At 68.4% G+C, this 25,769-nt stretch carries 14 protein-coding genes; 9 read left to right on the top strand and 5 right to left on the bottom strand.

Annotation, left to right across the window (positions count from 1 at the left end; translation table 11 throughout):
* The first annotated feature begins 35 nt into the window (after positions 1-35).
* Complete coding sequence (locus tag QOL82_RS16895) at positions 36-683, top strand: DsbA family oxidoreductase (RefSeq protein ID WP_283443475.1); 648 nt, start codon at positions 36-38, stop codon at positions 681-683.
* Between the two features lie 133 nt (positions 684-816).
* Here the strand turns inward: QOL82_RS16895 and QOL82_RS16890 are convergent, their stop codons facing one another.
* Together QOL82_RS16890 and QOL82_RS16885 are read right to left on the bottom strand one after the other, a co-directional pair.
* A complete protein-coding gene (locus QOL82_RS16890; RefSeq protein WP_283443474.1) occupies positions 817-1,437 on the bottom strand; it encodes a YbhB/YbcL family Raf kinase inhibitor-like protein in 621 nt (206 codons plus the stop codon).
* A gap of 84 nt (positions 1,438-1,521) precedes the next feature.
* The gene (locus tag QOL82_RS16885; protein ID WP_283443473.1) at positions 1,522-2,361 is read right to left on the bottom strand and encodes an alpha/beta fold hydrolase; all 840 of its coding nucleotides are present in this window, start codon (positions 2,359-2,361) and stop codon (positions 1,522-1,524) included.
* 230 nt (positions 2,362-2,591) lie between these two features.
* Between QOL82_RS16885 and QOL82_RS16880 the strand changes: the two genes are divergently transcribed.
* On the top strand, positions 2,592-3,131 hold the full coding sequence (locus tag QOL82_RS16880; RefSeq protein ID WP_283443472.1) for a hypothetical protein: 540 nt from the start codon (positions 2,592-2,594) through the stop codon (positions 3,129-3,131).
* A gap of 158 nt (positions 3,132-3,289) precedes the next feature.
* On the opposite strand, the gene QOL82_RS16875 is transcribed toward QOL82_RS16880, so the two are convergent.
* The 3 genes from QOL82_RS16875 to QOL82_RS16865 form a co-directional block, all read right to left on the bottom strand.
* On the bottom strand, positions 3,290-3,598 hold the full coding sequence (locus QOL82_RS16875) for a hypothetical protein (protein WP_283443471.1): 309 nt from the start codon (positions 3,596-3,598) through the stop codon (positions 3,290-3,292).
* A 168-nt stretch (positions 3,599-3,766) separates the two neighbouring features.
* A complete protein-coding gene (locus tag QOL82_RS16870; protein ID WP_283443470.1) occupies positions 3,767-4,720 on the bottom strand; it encodes a GGDEF domain-containing response regulator in 954 nt (317 codons plus the stop codon).
* A 169-nt stretch (positions 4,721-4,889) separates the two neighbouring features.
* On the bottom strand, positions 4,890-6,140 hold the full coding sequence (locus QOL82_RS16865) for a hypothetical protein (protein WP_283443469.1): 1,251 nt from the start codon (positions 6,138-6,140) through the stop codon (positions 4,890-4,892).
* 391 nt (positions 6,141-6,531) lie between these two features.
* Between QOL82_RS16865 and QOL82_RS16860 the strand changes: the two genes are divergently transcribed.
* The 7 genes from QOL82_RS16860 (at position 6,532) to QOL82_RS16830 (ending at position 25,761) form a co-directional block, all read left to right on the top strand.
* Positions 6,532-7,458 (top strand): manganese catalase family protein, encoded by a 927-nt coding sequence (locus tag QOL82_RS16860; RefSeq protein WP_283443468.1) that lies wholly within the window; start codon positions 6,532-6,534, stop codon positions 7,456-7,458.
* Positions 7,459-7,489: 31 nt separating this feature from the next.
* A complete protein-coding gene (locus QOL82_RS16855) occupies positions 7,490-8,827 on the top strand; it encodes an Nramp family divalent metal transporter (RefSeq protein WP_283443467.1) in 1,338 nt (445 codons plus the stop codon).
* Between the two features lie 218 nt (positions 8,828-9,045).
* Complete coding sequence (locus tag QOL82_RS16850) at positions 9,046-10,371, top strand: dicarboxylate/amino acid:cation symporter (RefSeq protein WP_283443466.1); 1,326 nt, start codon at positions 9,046-9,048, stop codon at positions 10,369-10,371.
* A 180-nt stretch (positions 10,372-10,551) separates the two neighbouring features.
* A complete protein-coding gene (locus tag QOL82_RS16845; RefSeq protein ID WP_283443465.1) occupies positions 10,552-11,316 on the top strand; it encodes a hypothetical protein in 765 nt (254 codons plus the stop codon).
* Between the two features lie 101 nt (positions 11,317-11,417).
* On the top strand, positions 11,418-14,396 hold the full coding sequence (locus tag QOL82_RS16840) for an EAL domain-containing protein (protein WP_283443464.1): 2,979 nt from the start codon (positions 11,418-11,420) through the stop codon (positions 14,394-14,396).
* Positions 14,397-14,667: 271 nt separating this feature from the next.
* Positions 14,668-16,374 (top strand): ShlB/FhaC/HecB family hemolysin secretion/activation protein, encoded by a 1,707-nt coding sequence (locus tag QOL82_RS16835; RefSeq protein ID WP_283443463.1) that lies wholly within the window; start codon positions 14,668-14,670, stop codon positions 16,372-16,374.
* 36 nt (positions 16,375-16,410) lie between these two features.
* Positions 16,411-25,761: a two-partner secretion domain-containing protein gene (locus tag QOL82_RS16830; RefSeq protein ID WP_283443462.1), complete on the top strand. Its 9,351-nt coding sequence runs from the start codon at positions 16,411-16,413 to the stop codon at positions 25,759-25,761.
* The last annotated feature ends 8 nt before the right edge of the window (positions 25,762-25,769 follow it).

Raw genomic sequence — 25,769 nt, 5'->3', positions numbered from 1 at the left:
TACATATGCCAGCTTTAACCGGTTAAGGGTGCGTCATGGCTGCTGCAATGAAAATCGATTTCGTGTCCGACATCTCTTGTCCATGGTGTGCGGTGGGCCTCAATTCCCTGGAGCTGGCGCTGACCGAAGTGCGCGGCGAAATCAGCGCCGACCTGCATTTCCAGCCCTTCGAACTCAACCCGCAGATGCCTGTGGAAGGCCAGGACATCGACGAGCACATCTCGCAGAAATACGGCGCCACGCCCGAGCAGATGGCCTCGAACCGCGAGCACATACGGCAGCGCGGCGAGGAAGTCGGCTTCACGTTCGGCGCGGGCAAGCGCAGCCGCATCTACAACACCTTCGACGCCCACCGCCTGCTGCACTGGGCCGAGGAGGAGGGCAGCCAGCGCGAACTCAAGCATGCGCTGTTCGAGGCCTATTTCACGCGGGGCGAGAACCCCAGCGACCATGGGGTGCTGATGGACGTGGCGGAATCGGTCGGGCTGGACCGCAGCCGCGCCGCCGCGATCCTGGGTTCGGACGAGTATGCCGACCAGGTGCGCGAACGCGAGCGGATGTACCTCGACGCCGGCATCCACTCGGTGCCCGCGGTGATCATCAACGACCGCCACCTGATTTCCGGCGGCCAGCCGGCGCACGTGTTCGCGCAGGCGCTCCGGCAGATCGCCGCCGGCGAGTGAAAACCCGTCCCGGGCCTTAAAACGCCATGAAAAACCGCAGGGTGTAATAAGCGCCAGCGCATTACGCCATTGGTTGCGAACGGGCGACGGCAGTTGATTGGCGAATGGTGTGGTGCGCTGCGCTTATTACATCCTACGGATTGGCGACCGGCACCGCGTCGTCGACGCTGATGGAGCCGTCCGGCCGGGTGTAGGTGCCGACCAGGCAGCCGCTGGCGAACGCATGGCTGCGCACTGCTTCAAGCACTTCCTCGCGGCCCGGCGTTTCGCTGAAGCCGGGGTCGGCGTCCAGCGCGAAAAGCTGGAACACATAGCGATGGACCCCATGGCCCGGCGGCGGGTCGGGCGGAAGCCAGGCTGCCTGCAGGTAGGAATTGCGGCCGGCGTGGTAACCCGCGCCGTCGTTGCCGCCGCCCTTCAGCGCGCCTTCCGGCAGCGCGCCATCCTGCGGCAACAGGTCGACCACGATTGCATGCACCAGCGGATGCGGCGTCGGGGCATCCGCATCCTCGACGATCAGCAGCAGCGCCGCGGCCTGCGGCGGCACGCCGCTCCAGTCGAGCGGCGGCGAGATGCCGTCGCCGTCGGCCGTGTACAGCGCCGGCATCGGCGCATGGTCGGCGAAGGACAGGCTGCCGAGCTTCAGGGACGCGGTCCCGTGGCCCAGGCCGACCTGGTTGAAGACGACCTGGTCGAGGCCGGCGCGCTGGTTGCGCAGCGCGTGGCCAACCGCGTCGGGCAGTTTTTCGAGCATGTGCTTACTCCGCTTGATATGGTTGTCGGTATAGGCATGGCGGGGCGCAACGGCGCCCCGTGGCCCATCCGGGCCAGCGCCGGATCAGGCGCCCTTGATGAAGGCCACCAGGTCGCGGCTGAGCTCTTCGTGATGGGTCACAAACAGGCCGTGCGGCGCGCCTTCGTAGACCTTGTACTGCGCGCCCGGCATCATCTTGGCGGTGCGCGCGCCGCTGACCTTGATCGGCACGGTGTTGTCGGCGTCGCCATGCACGATCAGCGCCGGCACCGTGATCGACTTCAGGTCTTCCCGGAAATCGGTGCCGGCGAATGCGCGCACGCAGTCCACCGTAGCCTTGGGCGACGCGGTGAACGCGAGGCTGCGGGTCCATTCGAGCGTCGCGTCGCTGACCGGGTGGCGCAGCAGGCCGACATTGAAGAACTGCTTGCCGAAGGTGGTCAGGAAGTCCGGGCGGTCCTTTTTCAGGCCGTCTATCATCCCGGCGAACACGCCTTCGTCGACGCCGTCCGGGTTGTCGGCGGTTTTCTGGAGGAAGGGCGTGACAGCGCTGATGAAGGCGACCTTCTTGACCCGCGCGCCGCCATGCCGGGACATGTAGCGCGCCACCTCGCCGCCGCCCATCGAGAAGCCGACCAGCACCACGTCTTCCAGGTCCAGCGCGTCGAGCAGCGCCTTGAGGTCGTCGGCAAAGGTGTCGTAGTCATAGCCTTCCCACGGCTTGGACGAAGCGCCGAAGCCGCGCCTGTCATAGGCGATGACGCGCAGCCCGTGTGCCGGCAGGGCCAGCAGCTGGTGCTCCCACATCGCGTGATCCAGCGGCCAGCCATGGATCAGCACAACGGGCTGTCCCTTGCCGATGTCCTGGAAAAAAAGCTGAACGGGCTGGTTTTCATCCCCCCTGCCAACGTCGATCGTACTCATGCGCTACACTCCTGCGCGACAACGCGCTGATGTTTTCTGTTACGAAATAGAGCCGCGCGAAGGGCCGAAGTTCACCGGCCGATTTGACTGCACACAATTGCACGTTCACTATCTTTCGCCGGCATCGGGTCTGTTTGCACAACGCACAGGATTTCCTAAAAACTCATTTATCCACCACCATGCAATTAAAACGCCTTTTCCATCCCGCTCTTCAGTCACTGGCGCTCACAGTGCCGCTGGCCCTGATTCCCGCCTCTGCGCATGCCGGCGCCTGGTCCACCGTCCAGGACTGGGGCAATGAAGCGGTCGACGGCTTCAGGCTGATCCGGGACCAGGGCACACCCGAACTCTACCTGTCCGGCTATGCGCGGCACGGCCGCAGCACCTATACGAAGGAACGGCTGGACGAGCTGAACGAAAAGGCATGGGGCCTGGGCGGCGGCTGGCGGCTGCGCAATGCGCGTGGCAACGACGATATCGTCTATGCGCTGGGCATCTCCGACTCGCATTTCAAGCCGCAGCTGATGGTGGGCTATGCGCACGAGTGGATCTACCCGATGGGCGGAAGCGGCCTGGAGCTGGGCCTCGGCTACACCGCGATCCTGATGAGCCGGCGGGACTACTTTGGCGGATTTCCGTTTCCGGTCGCGTTGCCGCTGGCGTCGATCGGCAGCCGGGACATCAAGCTGCGCGCCTCGTACGTGCCTCGGCTGTCGCAGCACAAGGGCAACGGAGACGTGCTGCTGCTGTTCGTCAGCATGGGGATTTAAGCAGCCGGCAAGTCCGCGTCACAGCCTGCCGGGCGCAACGGCCGGAACGCATTGCTTGTGTTGCCGATCGCCGAAAAGGGCGGCATACCGGCATGGCGTCCATGCACCGCCGTTCGCCGCATCCTGCGCAATAATGCATGCCCATTGCCGCAGACGCATCAGCGCTGGCCGTAATACACCGGCGGCGCCGGCGAGAGATTCCTGGCCTGGCGTTTCAGGTCGCCGAAACCGTTCAGCTGTTCGGCAGTCGATTTTCTGTGCAAGCCCCCGCCGCTCTCCCTGTTCATTGCCCCCACCGCCTCCTTCAGCTGCGCGGCGAACGCCTGCTTCTGCTCCGGCGAGCGAAAGCATCCGCCGCTCTTGACCACCAGCGTAACGGTGTCGCCGCCGTCCGTCGCCACCTCGCAGCCGGCATGGGAATACCAGCATGGCAACAGGAGCAGGAGGGCGGCTGCGGGGCGATACATCGTGTCATGCTCCATGGAATCGGACGCCATCTGAGAGGACGGGCGTAACCGGGCACAGAATTTTAAGACACAATCTTTCTCTTGGGAAAGTTTTTGAATGGACAAGCAGAATTGGGTGGGATTTGTAGGCGACTGACAACAGGCTGGCGGGGGGGCAGCCGGAATTTGTTACATGACGGCGCCGAGCAGCATCGGCAGGTCGCTGAAGTGGTAACGGTTCTTGCCGGCGCGCTTGGCGTCGTACAAAGCCTTGTCCGCGTGGGAAATCAGCGCTTCGACATCCTGGCCATCGCCGGGGTAGAACGCGATGCCGATGCTGGCGCTGACCTTGACCGCCAGCTCGTCGATGTCGAATGGCGAGGACAGGAAGCGCAGCACCTTGGACGCCGGCCGGATCACGTCGTCGACATGCGCGATGTCGGACAGCACGGCGATGAATTCATCGCCGCCGATGCGGGCAACCGTGTCTTCCTTGCGGATCGCGCGCAGCAGCCGGTCTGACACCATCTTCAGCAGCTCGTCGCCGGCATGGTGGCCGTGCGTGTCGTTGACCGCCTTGAATCCGTCGAGGTCCAGGTACATCACCGCCATCATGTTGTGGCCGCGGCTGGCATGCTGCATGGCCTTTTCGATACGATCGACCAGCAGCCGGCGGTTCGGCAAGCCGGTCAGCGCATCGTGCAGGGCCATTTCCTTTTGCATGCGCCCCTGCTCGGCCACGGTCTTGTACAGCAGGCGCACCTCGAGCATGTTGCGCACCCGCATCTGGAACTCGGTCATGTCGTACGGCTTGGTCAGGAAATCCCGGGCGCCTGCTTCCAGCGCGGCAATCTTGAAGCCGCGGTCACCGGTAATCGCCAGTACTGGCAGGTAAGAATCCTTCTCGACCTCGCGCAGCCGCGCCATGACTTCCAGGCCGTTGATGCCCGGCATGTGCATGTCGAGCAGGATCAGGTCGTAGGCATTCTTGATGTGCAGATCCAGCACTTCATTGGAGTCCGAGCACGAGGAAATCTGGCTGTAGCCCGCCATCTTGAGGATTTCGATCTGCATGAATAAATTATCCTCGCAGTCGTCCACGACAAGAATTTTCGCCTGATGGATTTCTTCTGAAGGGATCATGCTGTCTTCTTTACGAAAGTAAATAATCGTGATGACGGGAAAGCCAGAATTTTGTCTCCTTTGTGCACGCCGGGACGGTGCGTTAGCCCGCATATAAATGCAAGCGGATCAATAGGACTTATTTCCGTAGAAAAAGTTCTGGGTTTCTTTTTATCACCATTGATGACAATCAACGCCGGGTGGCAGCCCCGCTCGGCCACGGGAAATAGTTGCCATTCGCTGCCTGCCGGTTCGCCGCGCGGCGGGCTTCCATCATTTCGGCAATCACCTGTTCCCGGGACTTTGTGCCGACGAATTCGACGATGGGCACCTCGCTGCTGCCCACCTGGCGCGGCGCTTGCGCGGTCAGCGTCTCGGACTGCCGACGCGGCGTGCGGCGCACCCGCTTCGCCGGCGCTGCCGCCTGCGCCTGTGTTGCCGCGCCGGCCTGAGCGGCCACGCCTGCCAGGCCGGCCGCGCCGACAGCCGCGCCCGCACCCGCCAGCGCCGCGTCCTCGCCGATGCCGCTGCTCTGCGGTGTCGACGGAGAAGGCGCCGGCTCGATTGCCGGCTCGGGCGTACTGCCGGCAGGCAGCGCGGCTGGGCCCGCATCGACCGCATTGACGACCCTGCCGGTCGTCGGCGTGGCCGGCGCGGCCGACGGCAGGCTGGTCATCGTCGTTGCGGGACGCCCGGGGACGCCGGCATCGGCATGGGTCCTGGACGGCAGCCAGCCCAGCATGGCGGCCACCGCGGTCAGGCTGGCGACGATCACGGCGCCGGCCGCGCACAGCACCAGCGGATGTGCGCTGGCATGGGCGGGGGTCGCCGCGGCATGGCGGCTGGGCAAGGTGGGCAGTGCAGGCAGCGGCGCGGGCGCGGCGTCGTCCGATGCGCTGACCAGGGTGAACACCGGTGCGGCGACCGGCTGCCGTTCCGGCTGCGGCGCGGGGATGGGCGCCTCCGCCTGCGCCTGCCCGCCCTGCAGCGGCAGCGCGCCGATCAGCGCGGCGGGACTGGAAAACACCCGGTTGGCGACGTCGCCGAGTTCGGTATTCGCATCGTCCTCGCCGATGGCAGTCCAGACCGGGACCGGCATGCGGCTGACCTGCCCGGGAATCAGGCCGTTCGACTCCGCAATGCCCAGCGCTTCCGGCCGGCCTTCGAGCAGCAGCACGATGTCATAGGGATCGGTCGCGTGGCGCTGGCGGATCTGCTCGAATGCGCTGATCAGGCTGACGCTGGCCGCGCCATTGAATCCCGCGGCGAAATGGTCGCAGTTGAGCGACCGCGGCCCGCGCTGCGCCAGCCGCTGCCGCAGCAGCGCCAGCCCCGGCGCATCGTCGGGCGCAATGACGGCAAGCCGCTGCAATTGCGTCGGCATCGGCATTGCGCGGTTGGCATACCAGTTGTCCAGGGTTCCGGTATCCAGATTCTCCATGGTTATCCTCTTGTTCGTAGTTCGCGCGGTCTGGAAACCGGCTGTTTGCGTATTTTCCAGCAATTCATGCAGGTGGATCGCATACCGGTCCGGTAAATTTCCTGCAGGCGGTCAAGTCATGCCCATTGTAGAAGCACCATATCGCCAAAGTTTGTTGCCAGTCAGTACTTTTACACAAAAAACAACTATTTCGAAGTTGAAACGTTGTCATTACAGAAATTAATTTTGCGCGGGATCGTGCGCCGGCGTCATGAGCCGATCAGTATCCTCCTACAGCCGTAAGGGAAAGCGTCCTATACAAGGGATGGCCGGGGCTACCTATGCTGACTTGGCGTCTGAGGGGAAGTTCTTGCCCTTTCAGTTCCACCCCGAACCATGACTGGAGATCGAAATGTTTGCTCATAACAAGCGTTTGCAATATACCGTCCGGGTTAGTGAGACCAATCCTGGCCTGGCGAACCTGATGCTGGAACAGTTCGGCGGGCCGCAAGGCGAACTCGCTGCTGCGATGCGTTATTTCACCCAGGCCGTCAGCGAGGACGATCCAGGGCGCAAGGACATGCTGTTCGACATAGCAACGGAAGAGCTGAGCCACCTGGAAGTCATCGGCACCATCGTCGCCATGCTGAACAAGGGCGCCAAGGGCCGGCTGGCCGAAGGCGTGGAGTCGGAAGCCGATATCTATCGCTCGATTACCGGCGCCGGCAATGACAGCCACCTGACCCAGGTGCTGTATGGCGGCGGTCCGCCGCTCGTCAATTCGGCCGGCGTGCCATGGACGGCTGCCTATATCGACACGATAGGCGAACCGACGGCCGACCTGCGTTCGAATATCGCTGCCGAAGCGCGCGCCAAGATCGTCTATGAACGATTGATCAACCTGACCGACGACCCGGGCGTCAAGGAAGCGCTGGGATTCCTGATGACACGCGAGATCGCGCACCAGAAGTCCTTTGAAAAGGCGCTGTACGCGATCGAACCGAACTTCCCACCGGGCAAACTGCCGGGCGACAGCCGCTTCACCAATGTGTATTTCAACATGTCGCATGGCGAGCCCGAGAAACGCGGTTCCTGGAACCAGGGCGAACAATGGCAGTTCGTCTCCGACCGCGAACAGCAAATGGCGGTGGACGGCGGAAGCGGCCTGGGCAGCGTGCAGTTGAGCACGCCGGAAGCGGCAATGGTCGAAAAAATGGCGATGCGCACGATGTCCGACCCGAGTAGCGATCCTGTCACCGGCGCCGAACTGAACCCCGGCAAGCAGGGCGGCAGCGGCACCGTGGCCGACGGCGCAGCGACACCGAAGCCGGGCTCCTGATGCCGTATCGCCTGACGCCGGCCGCTGCTGCATGACGCCGCCGCCGCCGGTCGACAGCGCCACCGTAGGCCCGGGTCTGCCTCCGATGCAGGCAGACCCGGGCCGGCTTGCGCCCGGACGCTGGCTGCGCCGGCTGCTCGGCTTCATGGGCCCGGGCTACCTGATCGCGGTCGGTTACATGGACCCCGGCAACTGGGCCACCGACCTGGCGGCCGGCTCCGGCTTCGGATACTCGCTGCTGTGGGTCATCATGCTGTCGAACCTGATGGCCATCCTGCTGCAGGTGCTGGCGATACGGCTGGGCGTGGCGACCGGCATGCACCTGGCGCAGGCCTGCCGCGCCAACTCGTCGCGGCCGTCCGCGCTGCTCCAGTGGATCGCCTGCGAGATCGCCATCTGCGCCTGCGACCTGGCCGAAGTGATCGGCAGCGCCATCGCGCTGAACCTGCTGTTCCATATACCGCTGCCGTGGGGCGTGGCCCTGACCGCGCTCGACGTGCTGCTGGTGTTCTGGCTGCAGGGACGCGGCATGCGCTACCTGGAAGCGATGATCATTGCGCTGCTGACGCTGATCTTCTGCTGCTTCGCCATCACCCTGTTCATGGCCAGCCCCGACTGGCTCGAGGTTGCCGGCGGCATGGTGCCGGCGCCGCAGGCGCTGGCCAACCCGGAGATGCTGTACCTGGCCATCGGCATCATCGGCGCGACCGTGATGCCGCATAACCTCTACCTGCATTCCTCGATCGTCCAGCATCGCAAGGCCGCGCCCGGCGACGCCGGCAAGCGCGAAGCCATCAAGTTCGCCACCGCCGACATCATCATCGCGCTGTTCCTCGCCTTTCTCGTCAACGCGGCCATCCTGATCGTCTCCAGCGCGGTATTCCACGAGGGCGGCGAGCGGCAGGTGGCCGAGATCCAGGACGCGCACCGGCTGCTGTCGCCGATGCTGGGAAGCGCCATCGCCAGCACCCTGTTCGCGCTGGCGCTGCTGGCCTCGGGCCAGAGTTCGACCATCACGGCCACGATGGCCGGGCAGATCGTGTTGGAAGGTTTCCTGCAGTGGAAGATGAAGCCGTGGCTGCGGCGCATGGTGACCCGCACCGCGGCCATCGTGCCGGCGCTGCTGGTGGCCGGCCTCTACGGCGAGTCCGGCGTGGCCCGCCTGCTGGTGCTGAGCCAGGTGATCCTCAGCCTGCAGCTGCCGTTCGCCATCGTGCCGCTGATACGCTATACCAGCCAGCGCAGCCAGATGGGCGCGTTCGTCAACCCGCGCTGGATGACGCTCGCCGCGTCCCTGATCGCCTGCCTGATCATCGCGCTCAATCTCACCATGCTGTTCAATCTCGGCCGCAGCCTGCTGGCTTCCTGAGGCTGCGCCGGCCCCGGCTTTCCGGTTTGGCGCAACGCAATCCGGTTCGCAGGCGGTGGCCCGGACAAATCCCGGTTGGCGTAAAGTTTTGCCAATGTTGTGGTTATCCACACTTGTTCGGCATGCGCTAAATGGTCACAATTGCGCCCTTACTTAAACGCAAGTTTTTCCGACGGCCCAAGCGCTGAACGAATCCTCCTTCCTCGGATGCAAACCTCATGACCCGCAAACCGTTTTACCGTTCCCTCTATGTCCAGGTGCTGGCCGCCATTCTGATCGGCGTGCTGCTCGGTCATTTCTATCCCGAAAGCGGCGCCGCGATGAAGCCGCTGGGCGACGGCTTCATCAAGCTGATCAAGATGATCATTGCGCCCATCATCTTCTGCACCGTGGTGGTGGGCATCGCCGGCATGGAAGACATGAAGAAGGTCGGCAAGACCGGCGGCATCGCGCTGCTGTACTTCGAAATTGTCAGTTCGATCGCGCTGGTGGTCGGCCTGGTCATCGTCAACCTGGTCAAGCCGGGCGTGGGCATGAACATCGACCCGGCCTCGCTCGACACCAAGGGCATCGCCGCCTATACCGGCCCGGGCAAGATGCAGACGACGACCGACTTCATCCTCAATATCATTCCCAATACCGTGGTCGACGCCTTCGCCAAGGGTGAAATCCTGCAGGTGCTGATGATCGCCGTGCTGTTCGGCTTTGCGCTGCACCGCTTCGGCGGCCGCGGCACGCTGGTGTTCGACTTCATTGAAAAGACGTCGCACGTGCTGTTCGTCATCGTCGGCTACATCATGAAGCTGGCGCCGATCGGCGCATTCGGCGCGATGGCCTTCACCATCGGCAAGTATGGCGTCGGCTCGCTGCTGTCGCTGGGCAAGCTGATGGGCACCTTCTACGCGACCTGCCTGATCTTCATCTTCGTGGTGCTGGGCATCATCGCCCGCCTCAACGGCTTCTCGATATGGAAGTTCATCAAGTACATCAAGGAAGAGCTGCTGATCGTGCTGGGCACCTCGTCGTCCGAGTCGGTGCTGCCGCGCATGATGGCCAAGATGGAAAACCTGGGCGTGAAGAAATCGGTGGTCGGCCTGGTCATCCCGACCGGCTACTCGTTCAATCTCGACGGCACCTCGATCTACCTGACGATGGCGGCGGTGTTCATCGCGCAGGCCACCAACACGCCGATGACGCTGGGCCAGCAGATCACGCTGCTGGCGGTGCTGCTGCTGACGTCGAAGGGCGCGGCCGGCGTGACCGGCAGCGGCTTCATCGTGCTGGCGGCGACGCTGTCGGCGGTGGGCGGCGTGCCGGTGGCCGGCCTGGCGCTGATCCTGGGCATCGACCGCTTCATGTCGGAAGCGCGGGCGCTGACCAACCTGATCGGCAATGGCGTGGCGACGGTGGTCGTCGGCAGGCTGACCGGCGACCTCGACACCGCCCGTCTCCAGCGCCAGCTCAACAATGAAACCGACGAGGACGCCGAGGCGCCGGAAGCGGTGCTGGATCGCACCGAAGCGCACATGGCGCCCCGCGCCTGACGGCTTCCGGGAGCCGCATGCAGTGAAACGCCGGAGCCGTCATGGCCCCGGCGGCGTTTTGGGCCGCGCGTCCGGGACGCGCAGACGGTGCACGAAATTTAATGCTTAAAGTTAATATTTCTGTATTGCATCATTTCACAGAAGAAATAATATGGTGGCTCGTCTGTTTCAGGAGTCATCGTGAGCCAGCATTATCTCGACACCGTTGTCCACTCCAGCCGTTCTGGCCTGCAGCATGCCGGACTCCGGGAGCAAGCCCTGCCATTCACCGTGCGCGTGGTGCGTGATGAAGCCGAATTGATGAAGGCGGTGCAGATACGCCAGGCCGCCTACGGCCGGCACCTGCCTGAATTTGCGCAGACTCTCAAGCTGCCTGAGGAACTGGACATGCGGCCAGGCGTCGCGGTGCTGCTGGCGGAGGCCAAGCTCGATGGCGCGCCGCTGGGCACGATGCGGATCCAGACCAATGCCCACCAGCCGCTGGCGCTGGAACAGTCGCTGGCGCTGCCGCCGGCGCTGCGCGCCTGTTCGCTGGCCGAAGCCACCCGGCTGGGCGTGACCGGCCAGCAGGTGGGCCGCATGGTGAAGACGCTGCTGTTCAAGGCCTATTACGAGTACTGCGTGCTCAATGACATCGAATGGCTGGTGATCGCCGGACGGTCGCCGATCGACCGCCAGTACGACCGCCTGATGTTTTCCGACGTGTATCCCGGCATGGGCGCGGTGCCGCTGCAGCATGCCGGCAATATTCCGCACCGGGTGATGTCGTTCGAGGTCGCCAGCGCGGAACGGCGCTGGCGCGAGGCTGCGCATCCGCTGTACGACCTGGTTTTCCGCACCAGGCATGCCGACATCGACCTCGGCCCGGCCCGTCCTCCCGCCATTCCCGTCGTTCCCGCCCGCCAGCGGCATAAAAACGTGCGCCAGGACAAGATCGCTGCTTGACAGGGACATGAAGGCCGGAAATTTCGGCTAACGTGCTACCTTGAGCAAGGCGACAGGAGGTTGTGCGCCGCACACGCTCCCTGCCGCAGAAACGGCGCAACATGCCCGTCCCACTTCTGCAGGTCGAAAACAACACCGGTTCGGGCCGCAACAGGCTCGGGCTCCTGCTATACCTGCTGTCGGTCTACCTGGTGCCGGCGCTGATCCTCGGCGCCACGCTGGCCGCGCTTCTGTCCTGGGACAGCAGTTTCCATAGCGGTCGGCCGCAGACGCTGCCGCTGCGCGCGCTGTCCGACGCCGGCGGCACGTCCACGCCGGCGCAGGCGCTGGCGCAGCTGCGGCTGCAGGCGCCGGTGAGCCGCCTCGAAACCCGCCTTGCCGAAACCCCTTTCTGGATCGTCTTCAACGTTGCCCCGTCGGCGAGCACGCAGCAGCCGGCCATGGTCGAATTCCCGTCCCGCCATGCGGTCGACATCAGCTGCTGGGACGCGCTGAGCCTGGCGCCGCTGGGCAGCGGCGAACGCAGCGGCGGAAACGGCGGCATTTCGCGCATCAAGGCCGGCTTTGCCCTGTCGCTCGAAGACACGGCGTCCTCCGAGGTGCTGTGCCGGATGCGTTTCGTCGGCCCGGCGCGGCTGTCGGTGCTGCAATGGCCGGCCGACCAGCTGCAGCTGTCCGCCTACGAATTCCATCGCAACGCCGGCCTGCTCGACGGCGGGCTGCTGGTGCTGGCCGCCTTCGTGCTGGTCACCGCCATCATCCTGCGCTCGGGCACCTACGTGCTGTTCGCCGCATGGCTGGTCGTCAACCTGCGCATGGCCGCGCTGTCGGCCGGCTGGGATACCCAGTGGCTCGGGCGCAACGTGCCGCAGGAATGGCTGCTGCAGACGCGGCTGCTGACCACCGCGCTGTATTTCACCCTGACCATCATGCTGTTCTCCACGCTGTTCCGCGACGACCTCCCCAAGGTCGGCCACGGCTGGCTGCTGAAGCTGGCGCAATGGACCTGCCTGCCGCTGCTGGTGCTGTCGGTGGCCCTGCCTTTCCGGGTTTTCCTGCCGTTCATCTGGGTCGCGACCGGCGTCTGCATCGCGGTGCTGGTGTTTTTCATGGCGCGCATCGTCAAGCTCACGCCGTCCCGCAGCGCCTTCTGGTACAGCGGCTCGATCGCGGTCACGCTCATGGCCAGCCTGTATGAAGTGCTGGCGGCCGCGCTGGGCTTCGAGGCGCTGATCGGCACCGTCAACAGCGTCACCGCGGCGCTGTCGTCGAGCCTGCTGGCCGCGCTGGCGATCGCCGAGCAGATCCGCGCCGAACAGCAGCAGCGCCTGGCCGCGCAGGCCGAACTCGAGCATACCTATGAAGCGATGCCGATCGGCCTGTTCACGCTCGACCTGCAGGGGCGCTTCCTGTCGGCCAACCCGGCGCTGACGGCGATGCTGGAAGCCGACGTGCTGGCGCCGGGGAACAACCTCTGGTCCGGCTATTTCGGCGAGGAAGGATGGAGCCGGCTGCACCGGCTGGTGCACCAGCAGGCGCAGGGCGAGCTGGCGCTGGACGGCGCGGGCGGCCCCGGCCCCGCCGCGCGCCGCTTCATGGCCAGGGCCGCGCTCGCGCGCGGCAAGATCGAGGGCTCGCTCCAGGACGTGACGACGCAGTGGCGCGCCACCGAGGAACTGCGGTTCCTCGCGCTGAACGACTCGCTGACCAAGGTCAGCAACCGGCGCGGCATCGAGCTGATGCTGACCGCCGCCATCGCCGAGGTGACCGAGGCCAGGCCGCTGACGCTGGCCTATCTCGACCTCGACCGCTTCAAGCTGATCAATGACCTGTATGGCCACGCGGCCGGCGACGAGATCCTGCGCGAGGTCTGCGTGCGCATCACCGGCATGCTGCAGGGCGCGCAGCAGATCGGCCGGGTCGGCGGCGACGAGTTCGTGATCGTGATGCCCGACACGGCCATCGCGCCGGCGGCCTGGGCCTGCCGCGGCATCATCGACCGCATCGGCACCGAACCTTACCGGATCGGCGACAAGGCGTTCCAGGTGCGCGGCTCGATCGGGCTGATCGAGATCGATCCCGGCGCCAGCATCCGCGACGTGATGGCCAATGCCGACCGGGCCTGCCGCGCCGCCAAGAAGAACGCCAGCAACGGCCTCGTGGTGTACGAGCGCGATTCCTCGGTGTTCCGCGAACGGCAGGCCGAGATGGTGCTGGTCGAACAGCTCTCCGCCGCCGACGCCACCGACTTCCTGTACCTGGAAATGCAGCCCATCATGTCGCTGTCCGCGCCGTACGGCTCGCTCAATTTCGAAGTGCTGCTGCGCATGCGCGGGCGCGACGGTGCCGTCCTCCAGGCCGGGGAAGTGATCCCGGCGGCGGAAAGCAGCGGGCGCATCGGCATGATAGACCGCTGGGTGCTGTCGACGACGCTGGCCTGGCTCGCGGCCAGCCGCGGGCGCCTGCGCGCCACCCAGTTCGTCTGCATGAACCTGTCCGGCGCATCGCTCAACGACGAGCGCTTCGTGCAGGACGCGCTGGCGATGCTGGCCGCCAGCCCGGCAGAGGCCGGCAGGCTGTGCATGGAGATCACCGAGAGCGTGGCGCTGCACGACCTCGACAATACCCGCCGTTTCATCGACCAGGTGCGCAGCTGCGGCGTGAAGATCGCGCTCGACGACTTCGGCGCCGGCTATACCTCGTTCTCCTACCTGAAGGAACTGCCGGCCGACGTGATGAAGATCGACGGCAGCTTCATCGTCGACATGAACGCCAACCCGGCCAACATCACCATCGTCGAAGCCATCGTCGCCCTCGCTGCCAGCCTGGGCATGCGCACCATCGCCGAATGGGCCGAAGACCAGGCCACCGTGCAGACCCTGGTGGAACTGGGCGTCGATTATGTCCAGGGCTACGCGGTGGCGCGGCCGCAGTCGCCCGACATGCTGCTGACGCACACGTCGGCGGCCGGCTTCATCCAGGACCCGTCGGTGCGCGTCTACGTCCAGACGCTGGGCCTGGAAGGGAACGGGCCGGGGCCGGACCTGCTGGACCTGATGCGCTTCAACCGCGGCAGCTGACCGTTCCCGCCCGCATCCTGCAGGAAAGCCCGGCTCCCGCGATGCAGCTGGCCTGCGCGCCGGGAGCAGCGCGGCGCCGGCGGCGGAAGCCGTCCCGGCAGGCGTATCCGCCATCTTTAGCCGTTCCCGCCATGGCCTGAACGCGCCCGGCAGCCGTCCCGTTCCGGCCGCCATCTGAACGCTGCACTCCCCGGGGTTACCCACAAGAAGGTCGTTGATCGCACATTGTGGCGCTACAACAGCGACGGCCTGCCATCCCGGGAACCCTGCCATGATCAAAGCCATCCTGTTTCTGCTGCTGACGTCCGCGCTGCATGCCGGCCTCGCCCGTGCGCAAACGCCTGCCGCCGAGGCTGCGCGCCAGGCCGACGTGCTGCAGCGGCAGAACGAGGAGCGCATGCGCCGCGATATCGAGCAGGCGCTGCCGCAGCGGCCGGCGGCGGCGCCCGGCATCGCGATCCCGCCCCCGGCCGTGGATGCATCGGCAGCCGGCCCGTCCTGCCACCGGATCGACGACATCGTCATCAGCGGCGCGCCGCACCTGGCCCCGGCCAGGCGCGCCGCAATCGTCGGCCGCCATGCCGGCGCCTGCCTGGGCGTGGCGCAGATCGAGCAGATTCTGGCCGCGATCACAGGCGACTACATCGAGCGCGGCTACATCACGACCCGCGCCTACCTGCCGGCGCAGGACCTGTCGGGCGGACGCCTGGAGATCCTGGTGATCGAAGGCCGGGTCGGCCCGGTCGAACTGGACGACGGCGGCAGGCGCAGCATCAACCCGGCGCTGGTGTTCCCCGCCGAGGGCGCGCTGTTCAACCTGCGGGACTTCGAGCAGGGCATCGAGCAGGTGAACCGGCTCTCGTCCAACAATGCCGGGCTCGACATCCAGCCCGGCGACACGCCGGGCGCGAGCCGGGTGGTCATCCGCAATGCGCCGGCCTTTCCGCTGCATGCGTTCCTGAGCGCGGACGACCATGGCTCGGACGCCACCGGCCGCAACCAGCTCGCGGTCGGCCTGACCGCGGACCGGCTGCTGGGCCTGAACGAGCTGATGATCTATGCGCACCGGCGCGCGCAGCCTTACGACGACGCGCGCCGGGCGTCGTCCAGCGACAGCTACACCTTCATTCTGCCGCTGTCCTACTGGACTTTTTCCGCGGCTGCCAGCCAGTCCGGCTATACCACCGGCATCGTCCTTCCCAGCGGCACGCCGCTGCGCTTCCGGGGCGACAGCGACAGCGTCAGCCTCAAGCTGAGCCGCGCGGTGCTGCGCGGCCAGTCCGGCCGGGCCACGCTGGGCGTCGGCCTGCTGCGCAAGGCCACCCGCAATTACCTCGAAGGCGAACTGCTCGGCGTGAGCAGCCGCAGCCTGTCGATACTCGACCTCGAGGCCAACGCCAGCACGCACCTGGCGGGCGGGGCGCTGACGCTGGGGCTGGACTACGAACGCGGCCTGTCCGCGTTCGGCGCGCTGCGTGACGACGGCGGCTTGCCGGCCGATGCGCCGCGTGCGCAGTTCGGCAAGCTGCGCTACCAGGCCGGCTATTTTTTCCCGTTCCGGGCAGCCGGCATCGATGCCGAATTTTCCGCCCGCATCGAAGGGCAGCGGGCGCAGGACACGCTCTACGGGTCCGAGCAGATCCTGATCGGCGGCATCTACAGCGTGCGCGGCTTCCATGCGGCCAGCTTGTCCGGCGACCACGGCTGGTTCAGCCGCAACGAGCTTGCGCTGCGGCCCGCGCTGTCGCTGGCCGGGCAGCCGCTGCCGCTGCGCATCTATGCCGGCCTCGATTTCGGCGCGGTCAGCAACCGGGCCGCCGGCATGCCGTCCGGGCGGCTGGCGGGCATCGCCGCCGGCGTGTCCGGGGCCTGGAACAGGCTGTCCTTCGATATTTTCTATGCCCGGCCAATTTCCCGGCCCGACTTCCTGCCGGCCGAAGGCGGCCGGACGTGGCTGCGCATGACCCTTTCCATCTGACCCGACAAGACCTCCGCCATGAAACGACATGCCAGCATGAACCGCGCATTCCGACTGATCTGGAGCGCAGCGCGCGGCGCCTGCATCGTGGCGCCCGAAACCGCGCGCGGCCGCGGCCGCGCCGCCTGTTCCACCGCCGCCGCCATCACCGGCGCCCATGCCGCCGCGGGCCTGTGCGCGGCGCTGGCCCTGGCAGGGCCGGCCGGCGCCCAGAGTCCGCCGGCCACCGTGCTGCCCGTGCAGGGGCCGGCCAGCGCGGCGACCGCGCCGAACGGCGTGCCGGTGGTGAACATCAACAACCCGAACGGCGCCGGGCTGTCCCGCAACCAGTACACGCGCTATGACGTCGACCAGCGCGGCCTGGTGCTGAACAACAGCCTTTTGCCCGGATTGCGCCAGTCCCAGCTCGCCGGCGCGCTGGAAGGCAACCCGAACCTGGGTTCCGAGGCGCGCGTGATACTCAACGAGGTGGTGTCGGCCAGGCGCAGCACGCTGGCCGGCTTCACCGAGGTGCTGGGCGGGAAGGCCGACGTGATCGTGGCCAATCCCTACGGCATCACCTGCGGCGGCTGCGGCTTCATCAACAGCGACCGCGTGACGCTCACCAGCGGCGTGCCGGTGTTCGGCGCCGACGGCGGCATCGCCGGTTTCAATGTCTCGCGCGGCGACGTGCTGATCAACGGCAGCGGCCTGAACGCCAGCGCGCAGCAGATCCTCGACATCGTCACCCGCGCCGTGCGCATTGACGGGCAGGTCAATACCGCCGCCGGCGGCAGCCTCGGCATCGTCACCGGCAATAACCAGTGGCGCTATGCGGGCCGGGACATCGGCGGCGCGACGACGCCGGACGGCCCGGCGCCGGCGCTGGCGATCGACTCGACCGCGCTGGGCGGCATGTACGCCGGGCGCATCCGCCTGATCGCCACCGAGGCGGGCGTCGGCGTGCGCATGCTGGGCGAGGCCGCCGCCAGCATCGACGACTTCCGGCTCGACGGCGCGGGCCGGGTCGCATTGCACGGCAGGATGTCGGCCGCCCGCGACCTGCAGGTGCGCCAGGCCGGCGATGCCGGCGCGGCATCGCTCGAACTGTCCGGCGCCGCCGCCGCGCTCAGCGCCGGGCGCGACCTGGTCCTGTCGTCGGAAGGCGGCGCAACGCTCGAGGAAGCCGCGCTGCGGGCCGGCGCCGCGCTGTCGCTGCAGGCGAAGAGCCTGGCCGACCGTTCCGCCAGCGGCGCCAGCCGCAGCGCCGGCACGACGCTGGACGCGCAGATCGCCGGCCATGCCGAGATCGACGGCAGCCGCTGGGGAGCGGGCGCGACGCTGGCGCTGCGGGCCGGCTCGCTGTCGGTCGGCGCGCTGGGCAGCGGCTTCTACAGCGGCGAGGACGGCGCCGCCGCCGCGCGCGGCATGCGCATCGCCAGCAGCGGCGACCTGACGCTGGCCCGGGCCACGCTGGTCAGCGGCGCGGACCTGGCGCTGGCTGCGCAGGGCGGCGCGCTGACGGCCGGCGCCGGCGTCGACGCCGAATCCGCGGCCGGCATGGCGCTGACGGCACGGACCGCGCTGAACAATGACGGCCGGCTGCTGTCGGCGCAGGCCCTGGCGATCGACGCCGCCGACCCGGCCGCCGTGCTCGCCATCGCCAACCGCGGCCTGCTGCAGGCCGGGACGACGCTGGCAATCGGCGCCGGCGGCAAGCCGCTCACATTGGCCAACGCCGCGACCGGCCGCATGCTGGCGGGCAGCGCGGTCTTCAATGGCCTGGCGCTGGACAATGCCGGCCTGATCCAGGGCACAAGCAGCCTGGCGGTGCGCACCTCCGGCGCCGTCGTCAATCGCCCGGGCGGCGCGCTGCTCGTCACGGGCAAGGGCGGCAGCCTCGGTATCGACGCTGGCAGCCTGGACAACGCCGGCGTGCTGCAGTCCGCCGGCGACATGCGCCTGGCGGTCGGCGCGGCGCTCGGCAACAGCGGCGTCATCGAGACGACCGCGGCGGCCGACGGCGGGAGCGACGGCCGGCTGGCGCTGGGCGCCGGCAGCCTGGGCAACAGCGGCACGATCGCATCCGCCGGCGCCGCCGCCGTGAAGGTCGCGGACCGGCTCGACAACAGCGGCCTGCTGCAGGCGCAAGCGATGTCGGTCGAGGCGGCGGCGATCGACAATCGCGGCGCCGCCAGCCGCATGCTGGCGGGCGGCGACCTGAGCATCGCGGGCGGCGCGGCCGCTGCGGCCAGCCTGACCAATGCCGGCCTGATCCAGGCCGGCGGCGCGCTGCGCGTCGGGCAGGAAGGCGCGCGGCTGGGCGATGTGCTGAACGCCGGCGGCGCGGACATGCTGGGCGGCAGCGTGTCGCTGGCCGCGCGCAACCTGGACAATGCCGGCTTGATCCAGGGCACAAGCGGCGTCGACCTGCAGGTCGGCGGCCAGCTGGCCAACCGCGCCGGCGCCCGCCTGCTGCAGGCCGGCGCGCAGGCCGCGCTGCGGCTGCGGGCGGCGAGCCTGGTCAACGGCGGCGGCATGCAATCGGCCGGCTCGCTGCTGGCGCGGGCCGCGGCCGGCATCGACAACAGCGGCCTGATGCAGTCGGCCGGCACGCTGGACATCGGCGCCGGCGCGGCGCTGCGCAACCAGGGCCCGGATGGCCGCATGCTCTCCACCGGCGGCGACCTGCTGGCCGCCGCCGCGTCGCTGGACAATCAGGGCCGGATGCAGGCGGCGCGCAGCCTGTCGGCCGGCGTCGGCGGCACGCTGTTCAACAGCGGCATCCTCCTGACCGACAGCGCCGCCGGCCTGCTCGCGCTCGACGCCGGCGCGCTGGACAACCGCGGCGTCATCCAGGCCGACGGCGCGGCGCGGCTCGTGGCCAGCGCCGGCAAGCTGCAGAACAGCGGCGAGATCGCCGCCGGCGGCACGCTGGACCTGGCCGCGGCCGGCGGCCTGGAGAACAATGGCGCCGCGAGCCGCCTGCTTGCAGCCGGCGCGCTGACGATCGCGGGCGGCGCCGACATCGGCAACCAGGGCCGCGTGCAGTCCGGCGCGGCGCTGGCCATCGGCGCTCCTTCCCGCCGCAGCGGCAGGCTGACGAACGGCGCGGGCGGCATGCTGCTGGGCGACAGCCTGTCGCTGTATGCCGGCAGCGTGGCCAACAGCGGCAGCATCGGCGCGCGTCAAGCCGCGCTGATCGACGCCGGCGCGCTCGACAACCTGGGCAAGGATGCGGCCATCGTCGCCGGCAATGCGCGGATCGTCCTGGCCGGCAAGCTGCTCAACCAGGGCGTCATGCATGGCGCCGATGCCCTTGCCGTGCAGGCCGCCGGCATCGTCAACACCGGCACCGCAGGCATGTCGTCCGCCGGCAGCCTGTCGCTGACCGCGCGCAGCGACGGCATCCGGAACGATGGCGCGCTGTACGCAGGCAAGACGCTGTCCCTGACGGCGCCGAAACAGGCGGTCGGCAATGGCGACGATGCCAGCATGGACGCCAGCGACATCCGCCTCGACGCCGGCACGTTCGCCAATAGCGGCACCGTGGAAGCGAAACGGAACATCGACATCCGCACCACGGAGTCCTTCAGCAATCTTCCCGTGGGACCGGCGCCCGAGATCAGGACCAGCACGCCCGGCGAACAGGTGGTCGCCCTGAGCAGGCTCGTCGAGCCCTGCATCGATTTTTTCAGCTGCAAGCCCGGCACCACCCGGGTGACCACGCTGTACGAGGCGAACCAGAGCGTGACCGAGCGGCTCAGCGCGCCGTTCCCGACGCGCAAGGGCCAGATCGTCGCGGGCGCCGTACTGGACATCGACTACGGCCTCAAGGGCGCCAACACCGCCGCGCTGCTGTCGGCGCCGACCGTGAAAATCCACAGCAGCGACGGCGGCGCGCAGGCGTTCGTGAACCAGGACCTGCACCTCGACCGCTACGGGTTTTCCTGGCAATGGAAGGAAATCGTCACGGTGGACGCCAGCGGCCTGGTGCCCTCGGTCAGCATCACCTATGCGTATCCGGCAAGCGCCGCCGATTACCTGAAGCCCAACGGCGAGGGCTTCTCGACGACCAGCAGCAACAGCGGCGACGTGCAGGACCATGTCTACCGGCGCGCGCTTCCCCGCACCCTGCTGCAGGCCTTTGACGCCGGCATCTTCGCCGACACGCTCGATGTCCAGGGCGGCACGCTGATCAATCGCGGCTCGCCGTCGGACCCGACCATCCATCCCATCGGCGGCACGCAGCCCGGCCGCGAAGCGATCGTGCTGCGCCCGGGCAGCGACGGCGCAGCGCTCGACCCGGTGACCGGATTGAAGATCAAACCGGTCGGCCCGGCCGCGGCGGCGCAACCGTTCCAGGGCCTGAACCTGGCCCTGCCGGCCAATCCGAACGGCTTCTTCGTGCCGGCCAGGGACCCGGCGGCGCGCTACCTGGTCGAGACCAATCCGCTGTTCGTCAACGGCCCGGCTGCCGGGTCGCCCGGTTCGGATGCGCTGGCGCGGGAACTGGGCATCGATCCCGAACTGTTCCAGAAACGGCTCGGCGACGCTTCCTACGAGGCGCGGCTGATCCGCGACCAGGTCGTGGCCCAGACCGGCCGCCAGTTCCTGCAGGGACAGGCGAGCGAGGCAGCGCAGTTCCAGGCGCTGATGCAGCAGGCCGCGGGCCAGGCCGCGCCGCTCGGCCTGAGGTTCGGCAAGGGCCTGACGCCGGAGCAGATTGCGCGCCTCGAGCAGGACCTGGTGTGGATGGTGGAGGAAGACGTCGGCGGCACGCCGGTGCTGGTGCCGGTGGTCTACCTGGCGCGCTCCACCCGGCAGGCCGTCATTTCCGGCGCGGTCATCGAGGCCTTCGACCTGCGCATCAGGACCGCCGCGCTGGAGAACGCCGGCGGCACGATACGCGGCGGCAAGGTGGAGATCGCAACGGCCGGCGACGTGCGCAACCTGAGCGGCAGCATCGAGGGCCGCAGCGTGGCCGTGGCGTCCACCGCCGGCAGCGTGGTCAATGAGACCCAGGCCGACACCAGCGCGCTGGGCACGGTCGATGGCGGGATGGGCCGCCGCGCCGCCATCGCCAGCCGGGGCGACCTGTCGGTATCGGCCGCGAAGGACGTGACGGTGCGCGGCGCGACGCTGGCCGCGGGCGGCGACGCCGCCGTCGACGCCGGCCGCAGCGTCGAGCTGACCACGGCCAGCAAGCTCCTGGCCGGCACCCGGAGCGTCGACGGCGGCACCGTGGAAAGCCGCAACGATTCCCAGCTGCGTTCCACGCTGGCGGCCGGCGGCGCGCTTGCGCTCAGGAGCGGCGCCGACCTGGTGGTGCAGGGTTCCAGCGTGCAGTCGGGCGCGGACATGGTCCTGGAGGCTGGCCGCGACCTTTCCATCGCCGCGGCCCAGGACCGGACGTCGGTGCAGGGCAGCGCGACGGTCAGCGGCGCCGGTGTCGGCGGCGGGCAGTACGGCACCAGCACCACCAGGGCCGGGGTGGTGGCCGAGCGCAATGTCGCGGCCTCGGTCGCCAGCGGCGGCAGGCTCGACGCCAGCGCCGACAGGCAGTTGCTGGTGCGCGGCTCCAGTCTGAAGGCGCAGGTCGATGTGCAGCTCGACGCGGACGCCGTGCGCATCGAGGCCGGCAGGAACACCGACGCCAGCGCCGTCCGCACCGACACCAGCACCTACCTGAAGCAGTCGTCCGAGGGCGCGACCGCCGCCACGGCGAATGCGAAGGCGGCATCGGAAAGCGCCAGCCAGACCAGCGACAAGCGCAGCACCCAAGTCGACGGCCGGGAGGTCGCCAGCACCAGCGCGACGTCGACCCGCAGCGCCAGCGCGTCGGCTGAAGTCGACGCCGGCAAGGCCCTGACGCCGGACCCGAAACGCAAGGCCGCGGACACGGACGTGGCGACTTCCGCCAGCGGTCAGCAGCGCGGCGCCGTCGTCGACGACCGCGGCAACCGCGTTGTCAGCGCGGTGGACACGCAGGCTGCCGGCAGCAGCAGGACGCGCGATGACGGCGCGCTGAACCGCAGCGCATCGTCGACCGCGCTCAGCCGGGAAGACAGCGTCGTCACCAGCGGCAAGCCCGCAAGCGGCAACGGCGGCGCCGGCGGCATTGCCACCGGCAGCGCCAACAACGACCTGGCGGCCAAGGGATCGGCTGCGGCCTCGGCTTCCGCGGGCGCGGCGGCCGAGGCGAACGGCAAGGCCGGGCTGGCGCTGATGGAGAACGCCAGCGTCGCGGAGCAGCGCACGGCGCAGCGGGCAGTGGCCTCGGAGATTGCCAGCGGCGGCGTGCTGACGGTCGGCGGGCGCAGGCAGGTCACGCTGGAAGGCGCGAAACTGAAAGCGGCCGGCGACGTCGCGATCACCGGCGACAGGGTCGACATACTCGCAGCGCAGGACATCACGACCGCCAGCACCACCAGCCGCACCGCGTCGGCGGGTTTCCTGATCGACTCGAAGAACAAGGCCGAAGCCGCCGCATCCGGCAAGGCCAGCGCGGAAGGCAGCGGCAAGCTGGCGACTGCCGGCAATCCCGGCGCCGCCACGCCCGACAAGGTCGCCGCCGGGGTGAAGGGCAGCGCCGCCGCCAGCGGCGACGCCAGGGCGGAAGCCGGCTCCCGGAACAACATCGACATGGTGCGCGACCTGCAGGCCGCCACCAGCAGCAGGGAAGTGAACAACCGGGGCAGCGCCGTCGAGGCCGGCGCCGACCTCCGCATCACCGCCGGCGCCACGCTGAAGGCCGAGGGCGCGGACCTGCAGGGAGAACGGCAGGTGGCGCTGAAGGCGCAAAACATGACGTTCGCCGCGGCGCAGGACATTAAGGAAAGCAGCAGCACCAGCACCAGGACCAGCGGCGGACTGTATGCGGACGGCGGCGCCAAGGCCCAGGCCAAGGGATCCGCCGCGGTCAAGGGCGAAGTGCGCGCCAGCCTCGGCGACCATGGCGCGCTGAACCAGGACTCGGCCCATGCCGGCGCCTCCGCCAGCCTGGACGCGAAAGGCAGCGCGACTGCCGAGGCCAAGGGCGGCGCGGGCCTGCAGTTCAAGCGCGAGGCCGCCGAGGAGCAGCAATCGGCCGGCACCGCCAGGGTGACGACGATCCGTTCGGGATCGGGCGACATCAGCCGCAGCGCCGGGAACCGCATCGCCGATGTCGGCACCAGCATCGACGCGGCCGGCAACTTCAGCCAGGAAGCGAAGACCATAGACAGCCAGGCCGCCAGCAACACCAGTTCCAGCAGTTCGAAGACGCAGAGCGACATCGGCAAGCTCGGCGCGTACGGCAAGGCCGATGCCGAGGCGTCGGGCAGCCTGCAGGTCTCGGGCGGCGTCGGCGCGGGCTATACCGGCAACACGCTGGACAAGAAAAAGCAGAGCAAGACCGTGCTGGAGGCCAATGCCGGCGCCGGCATCGAGGCCGAGTATGCGCACAAGGACGCCGGCAAGTCTGCCAGCGCCAGCACCGCGGTCGTGTCCAGCATCACCGCGGGCGGCAAGCTCGCCAGCAGGTCCGCCGACGCCACGGTGCTGGAAGGCGCGCGGATGGCCGGCAGGGACGTCGACCTCCAGGCCGGCTCGCTGGACATGAAAGCCGCGCGCAACGCCAGCCAGTCGTCCGAGCAGAAAACCGAAGGCGGCGGCAAGATCAGCGGCGGCGTGAGCGCCGGCACCGGCAGCCCGGTGACGGGCGGCCTGTCCGGGAATTTCGACCGGACCACCACGTCCGCCGAGGCGTCGGACGCGGTGGCGGGCAGCATCCAGGCCGGGCGGGACGTGGCGATCCGGACCAGGGACGATGCCCGGATCGAAGGCGCCGGCATCCAGGCCGGCGGCAACGCCAGCATGGAGTTCGGCGGCAAGCTCGATGTCGCCGCCGCGCAGAGCACCCGTTCGACGTCGGAGGAAAAGATCCACGGCGCCCTCGCGCTGTCGGCGACCAGGTCCGATAGCGGCAGCGACAAGGGCATGGCGCTGGAAGGCGAGTACTCGAAAAAGGCCGAAGCAGGCAGTAAGGCGGCGGTGGCCGACATCGCCGCGGGCGGCGACCTGGCGCTATCGACCGGCGGCGACGCGCGGCTGGAAGGCAGCCGGCTCAAGGCGGGCGGCAATGCCGATGTCGATGTGAAGGGCAAGCTGGCGTTCGACGCCGCGCGCGACACCAGCCGCAGCGAGGCGCTGGGCGCCGAAGGCAGCCTGAAGCTGGGCGCATCGACCGAAAGGGACCTGGAAAAGGAAAAGCAGACCGACGCCGGCAAGTTCGGTTTCAGCGCAAAGGGGCAGTATGAAAAGAGCGCCAGCGACAAGGCGCTCACCGGCGGCGTCAGCGCCGGCGGCAATATGCGGGTGCGCGCCGGCGGCGATGCGGCGCTGGAAGGGACCGAGCTGCGCGCTGGCAATGCGGCGTCCGTATCGGCCGGGCGCGACCTGACGCTGAAGGCTGCCACGGACAGCGCCGAAACGATGAAATTCGCCGGCGAGCTTGCCCTCGGCGCCGGCAGCAAGACGGTTTCGTCGCTGGGAAAGGACGGCGCCGCCACGCCCGACAACACCGCCGGCTCGCGCAGCGGCGCGCTCGATCTTTCCGGCGACTATGCGAAGAGCGACAGCAGGCGCGGCGCCACGGAGCAGGCCGGCGCCGGCGGCGCGCAGTTTGCCGCCGGCCGCGACCTGACCATGCAGGGCGGCAGCGTGAAATCGGCGGGCGATGCGGCGCTGACGGCAACCGGCGACCTGCGCCTGGAGACGGCGACGAGCACGGCCAACGCCATAGGCGGCTCGCTCGGCGCGGCGCAAGCCACCACCCGCAATACGGTGAGCACCGACAAGGACGCTTCCGAGGGCAAGAAAGGCGCCGGCGTGCGCGGCAGTACCGAGGAGCACAACCAGGGCACGGCCATCAACAGCGGCGGCCAGGTGACGCTGAAGTCGGGTGACGCCGCCAGCCTGACCAATACGGAGACGTCGGCCGCCCGGGGCGTCGTGACCGAAGCAGGGAAGGGCGTCAGCACCGCCACCGTCAAGGACCGCAGCGACGTGCTGAACCTGGGCGTGTCGTCGAAGAACAGCAGCACGGGCGCGCCGCTGCCGAAGGAGAAGGCGCCGGCATGGACGCCGGCGACGCCGGCCCAGTCGGCTCAGCCCGGTCGCAGCAGTGCGGCCAGGCCGTCCGACGCCGGGAGCGGCAAGCCGCCGGGGCCGGTCATCGGCGCGGCAAGGGAGGTCGCGAAGGAACAGGGACCGGTCATCGGAAGCGCGCGGACCAAGGCCGGCACGGCGGCGGCCCAGAAGGCGGCGCCCAAGGCGGCGAGGAAAACGGCCAGGCATCCCAGGCCGGTGACCGGGGAAGCCCGCAAGGCGGCCGCGCCATCCAGGGCCGTTGCGCCGCTGCCGTGACGGCGCGG

This window comes from Noviherbaspirillum suwonense (genome assembly GCF_900182955.1).
In the GTDB taxonomy this organism is placed as follows: Bacteria; Pseudomonadota; Gammaproteobacteria; order Burkholderiales; family Burkholderiaceae_D; genus Noviherbaspirillum_A; species Noviherbaspirillum_A suwonense.
The sequence above is the reverse complement of the archived record's forward strand: the minus strand, read 5'-3'. Positions and strand labels throughout refer to the sequence as shown.

Excerpts from the sequence above, each read along its gene's own strand:
- QOL82_RS16865 (WP_283443469.1), bottom strand. The coding sequence starts at position 6,140 with ATGGAGAATCTGGATACCGGAACCCTGGACAACTGGTATGCCAACCGC.
- QOL82_RS16850 (WP_283443466.1), top strand. The coding sequence starts at position 9,046 with ATGACCCGCAAACCGTTTTACCGTTCCCTCTATGTCCAGGTGCTGGCC.
- QOL82_RS16870 (WP_283443470.1), bottom strand. The coding sequence starts at position 4,720 with ATGATCCCTTCAGAAGAAATCCATCAGGCGAAAATTCTTGTCGTGGAC.
- QOL82_RS16860 (WP_283443468.1), top strand. The coding sequence starts at position 6,532 with ATGTTTGCTCATAACAAGCGTTTGCAATATACCGTCCGGGTTAGTGAG.
- QOL82_RS16875 (WP_283443471.1), bottom strand. The coding sequence starts at position 3,598 with ATGTATCGCCCCGCAGCCGCCCTCCTGCTCCTGTTGCCATGCTGGTAT.
- QOL82_RS16835 (WP_283443463.1), top strand. The coding sequence starts at position 14,668 with ATGATCAAAGCCATCCTGTTTCTGCTGCTGACGTCCGCGCTGCATGCC.
- QOL82_RS16830 (WP_283443462.1), top strand. The coding sequence starts at position 16,411 with ATGAACCGCGCATTCCGACTGATCTGGAGCGCAGCGCGCGGCGCCTGC.
- QOL82_RS16840 (WP_283443464.1), top strand. The coding sequence starts at position 11,418 with ATGCCCGTCCCACTTCTGCAGGTCGAAAACAACACCGGTTCGGGCCGC.
- QOL82_RS16885 (WP_283443473.1), bottom strand. The coding sequence starts at position 2,361 with ATGAGTACGATCGACGTTGGCAGGGGGGATGAAAACCAGCCCGTTCAG.
- QOL82_RS16890 (WP_283443474.1), bottom strand. The coding sequence starts at position 1,437 with ATGCTCGAAAAACTGCCCGACGCGGTTGGCCACGCGCTGCGCAACCAG.
- QOL82_RS16895 (WP_283443475.1), top strand. The coding sequence starts at position 36 with ATGGCTGCTGCAATGAAAATCGATTTCGTGTCCGACATCTCTTGTCCA.
- QOL82_RS16855 (WP_283443467.1), top strand. The coding sequence starts at position 7,490 with ATGACGCCGCCGCCGCCGGTCGACAGCGCCACCGTAGGCCCGGGTCTG.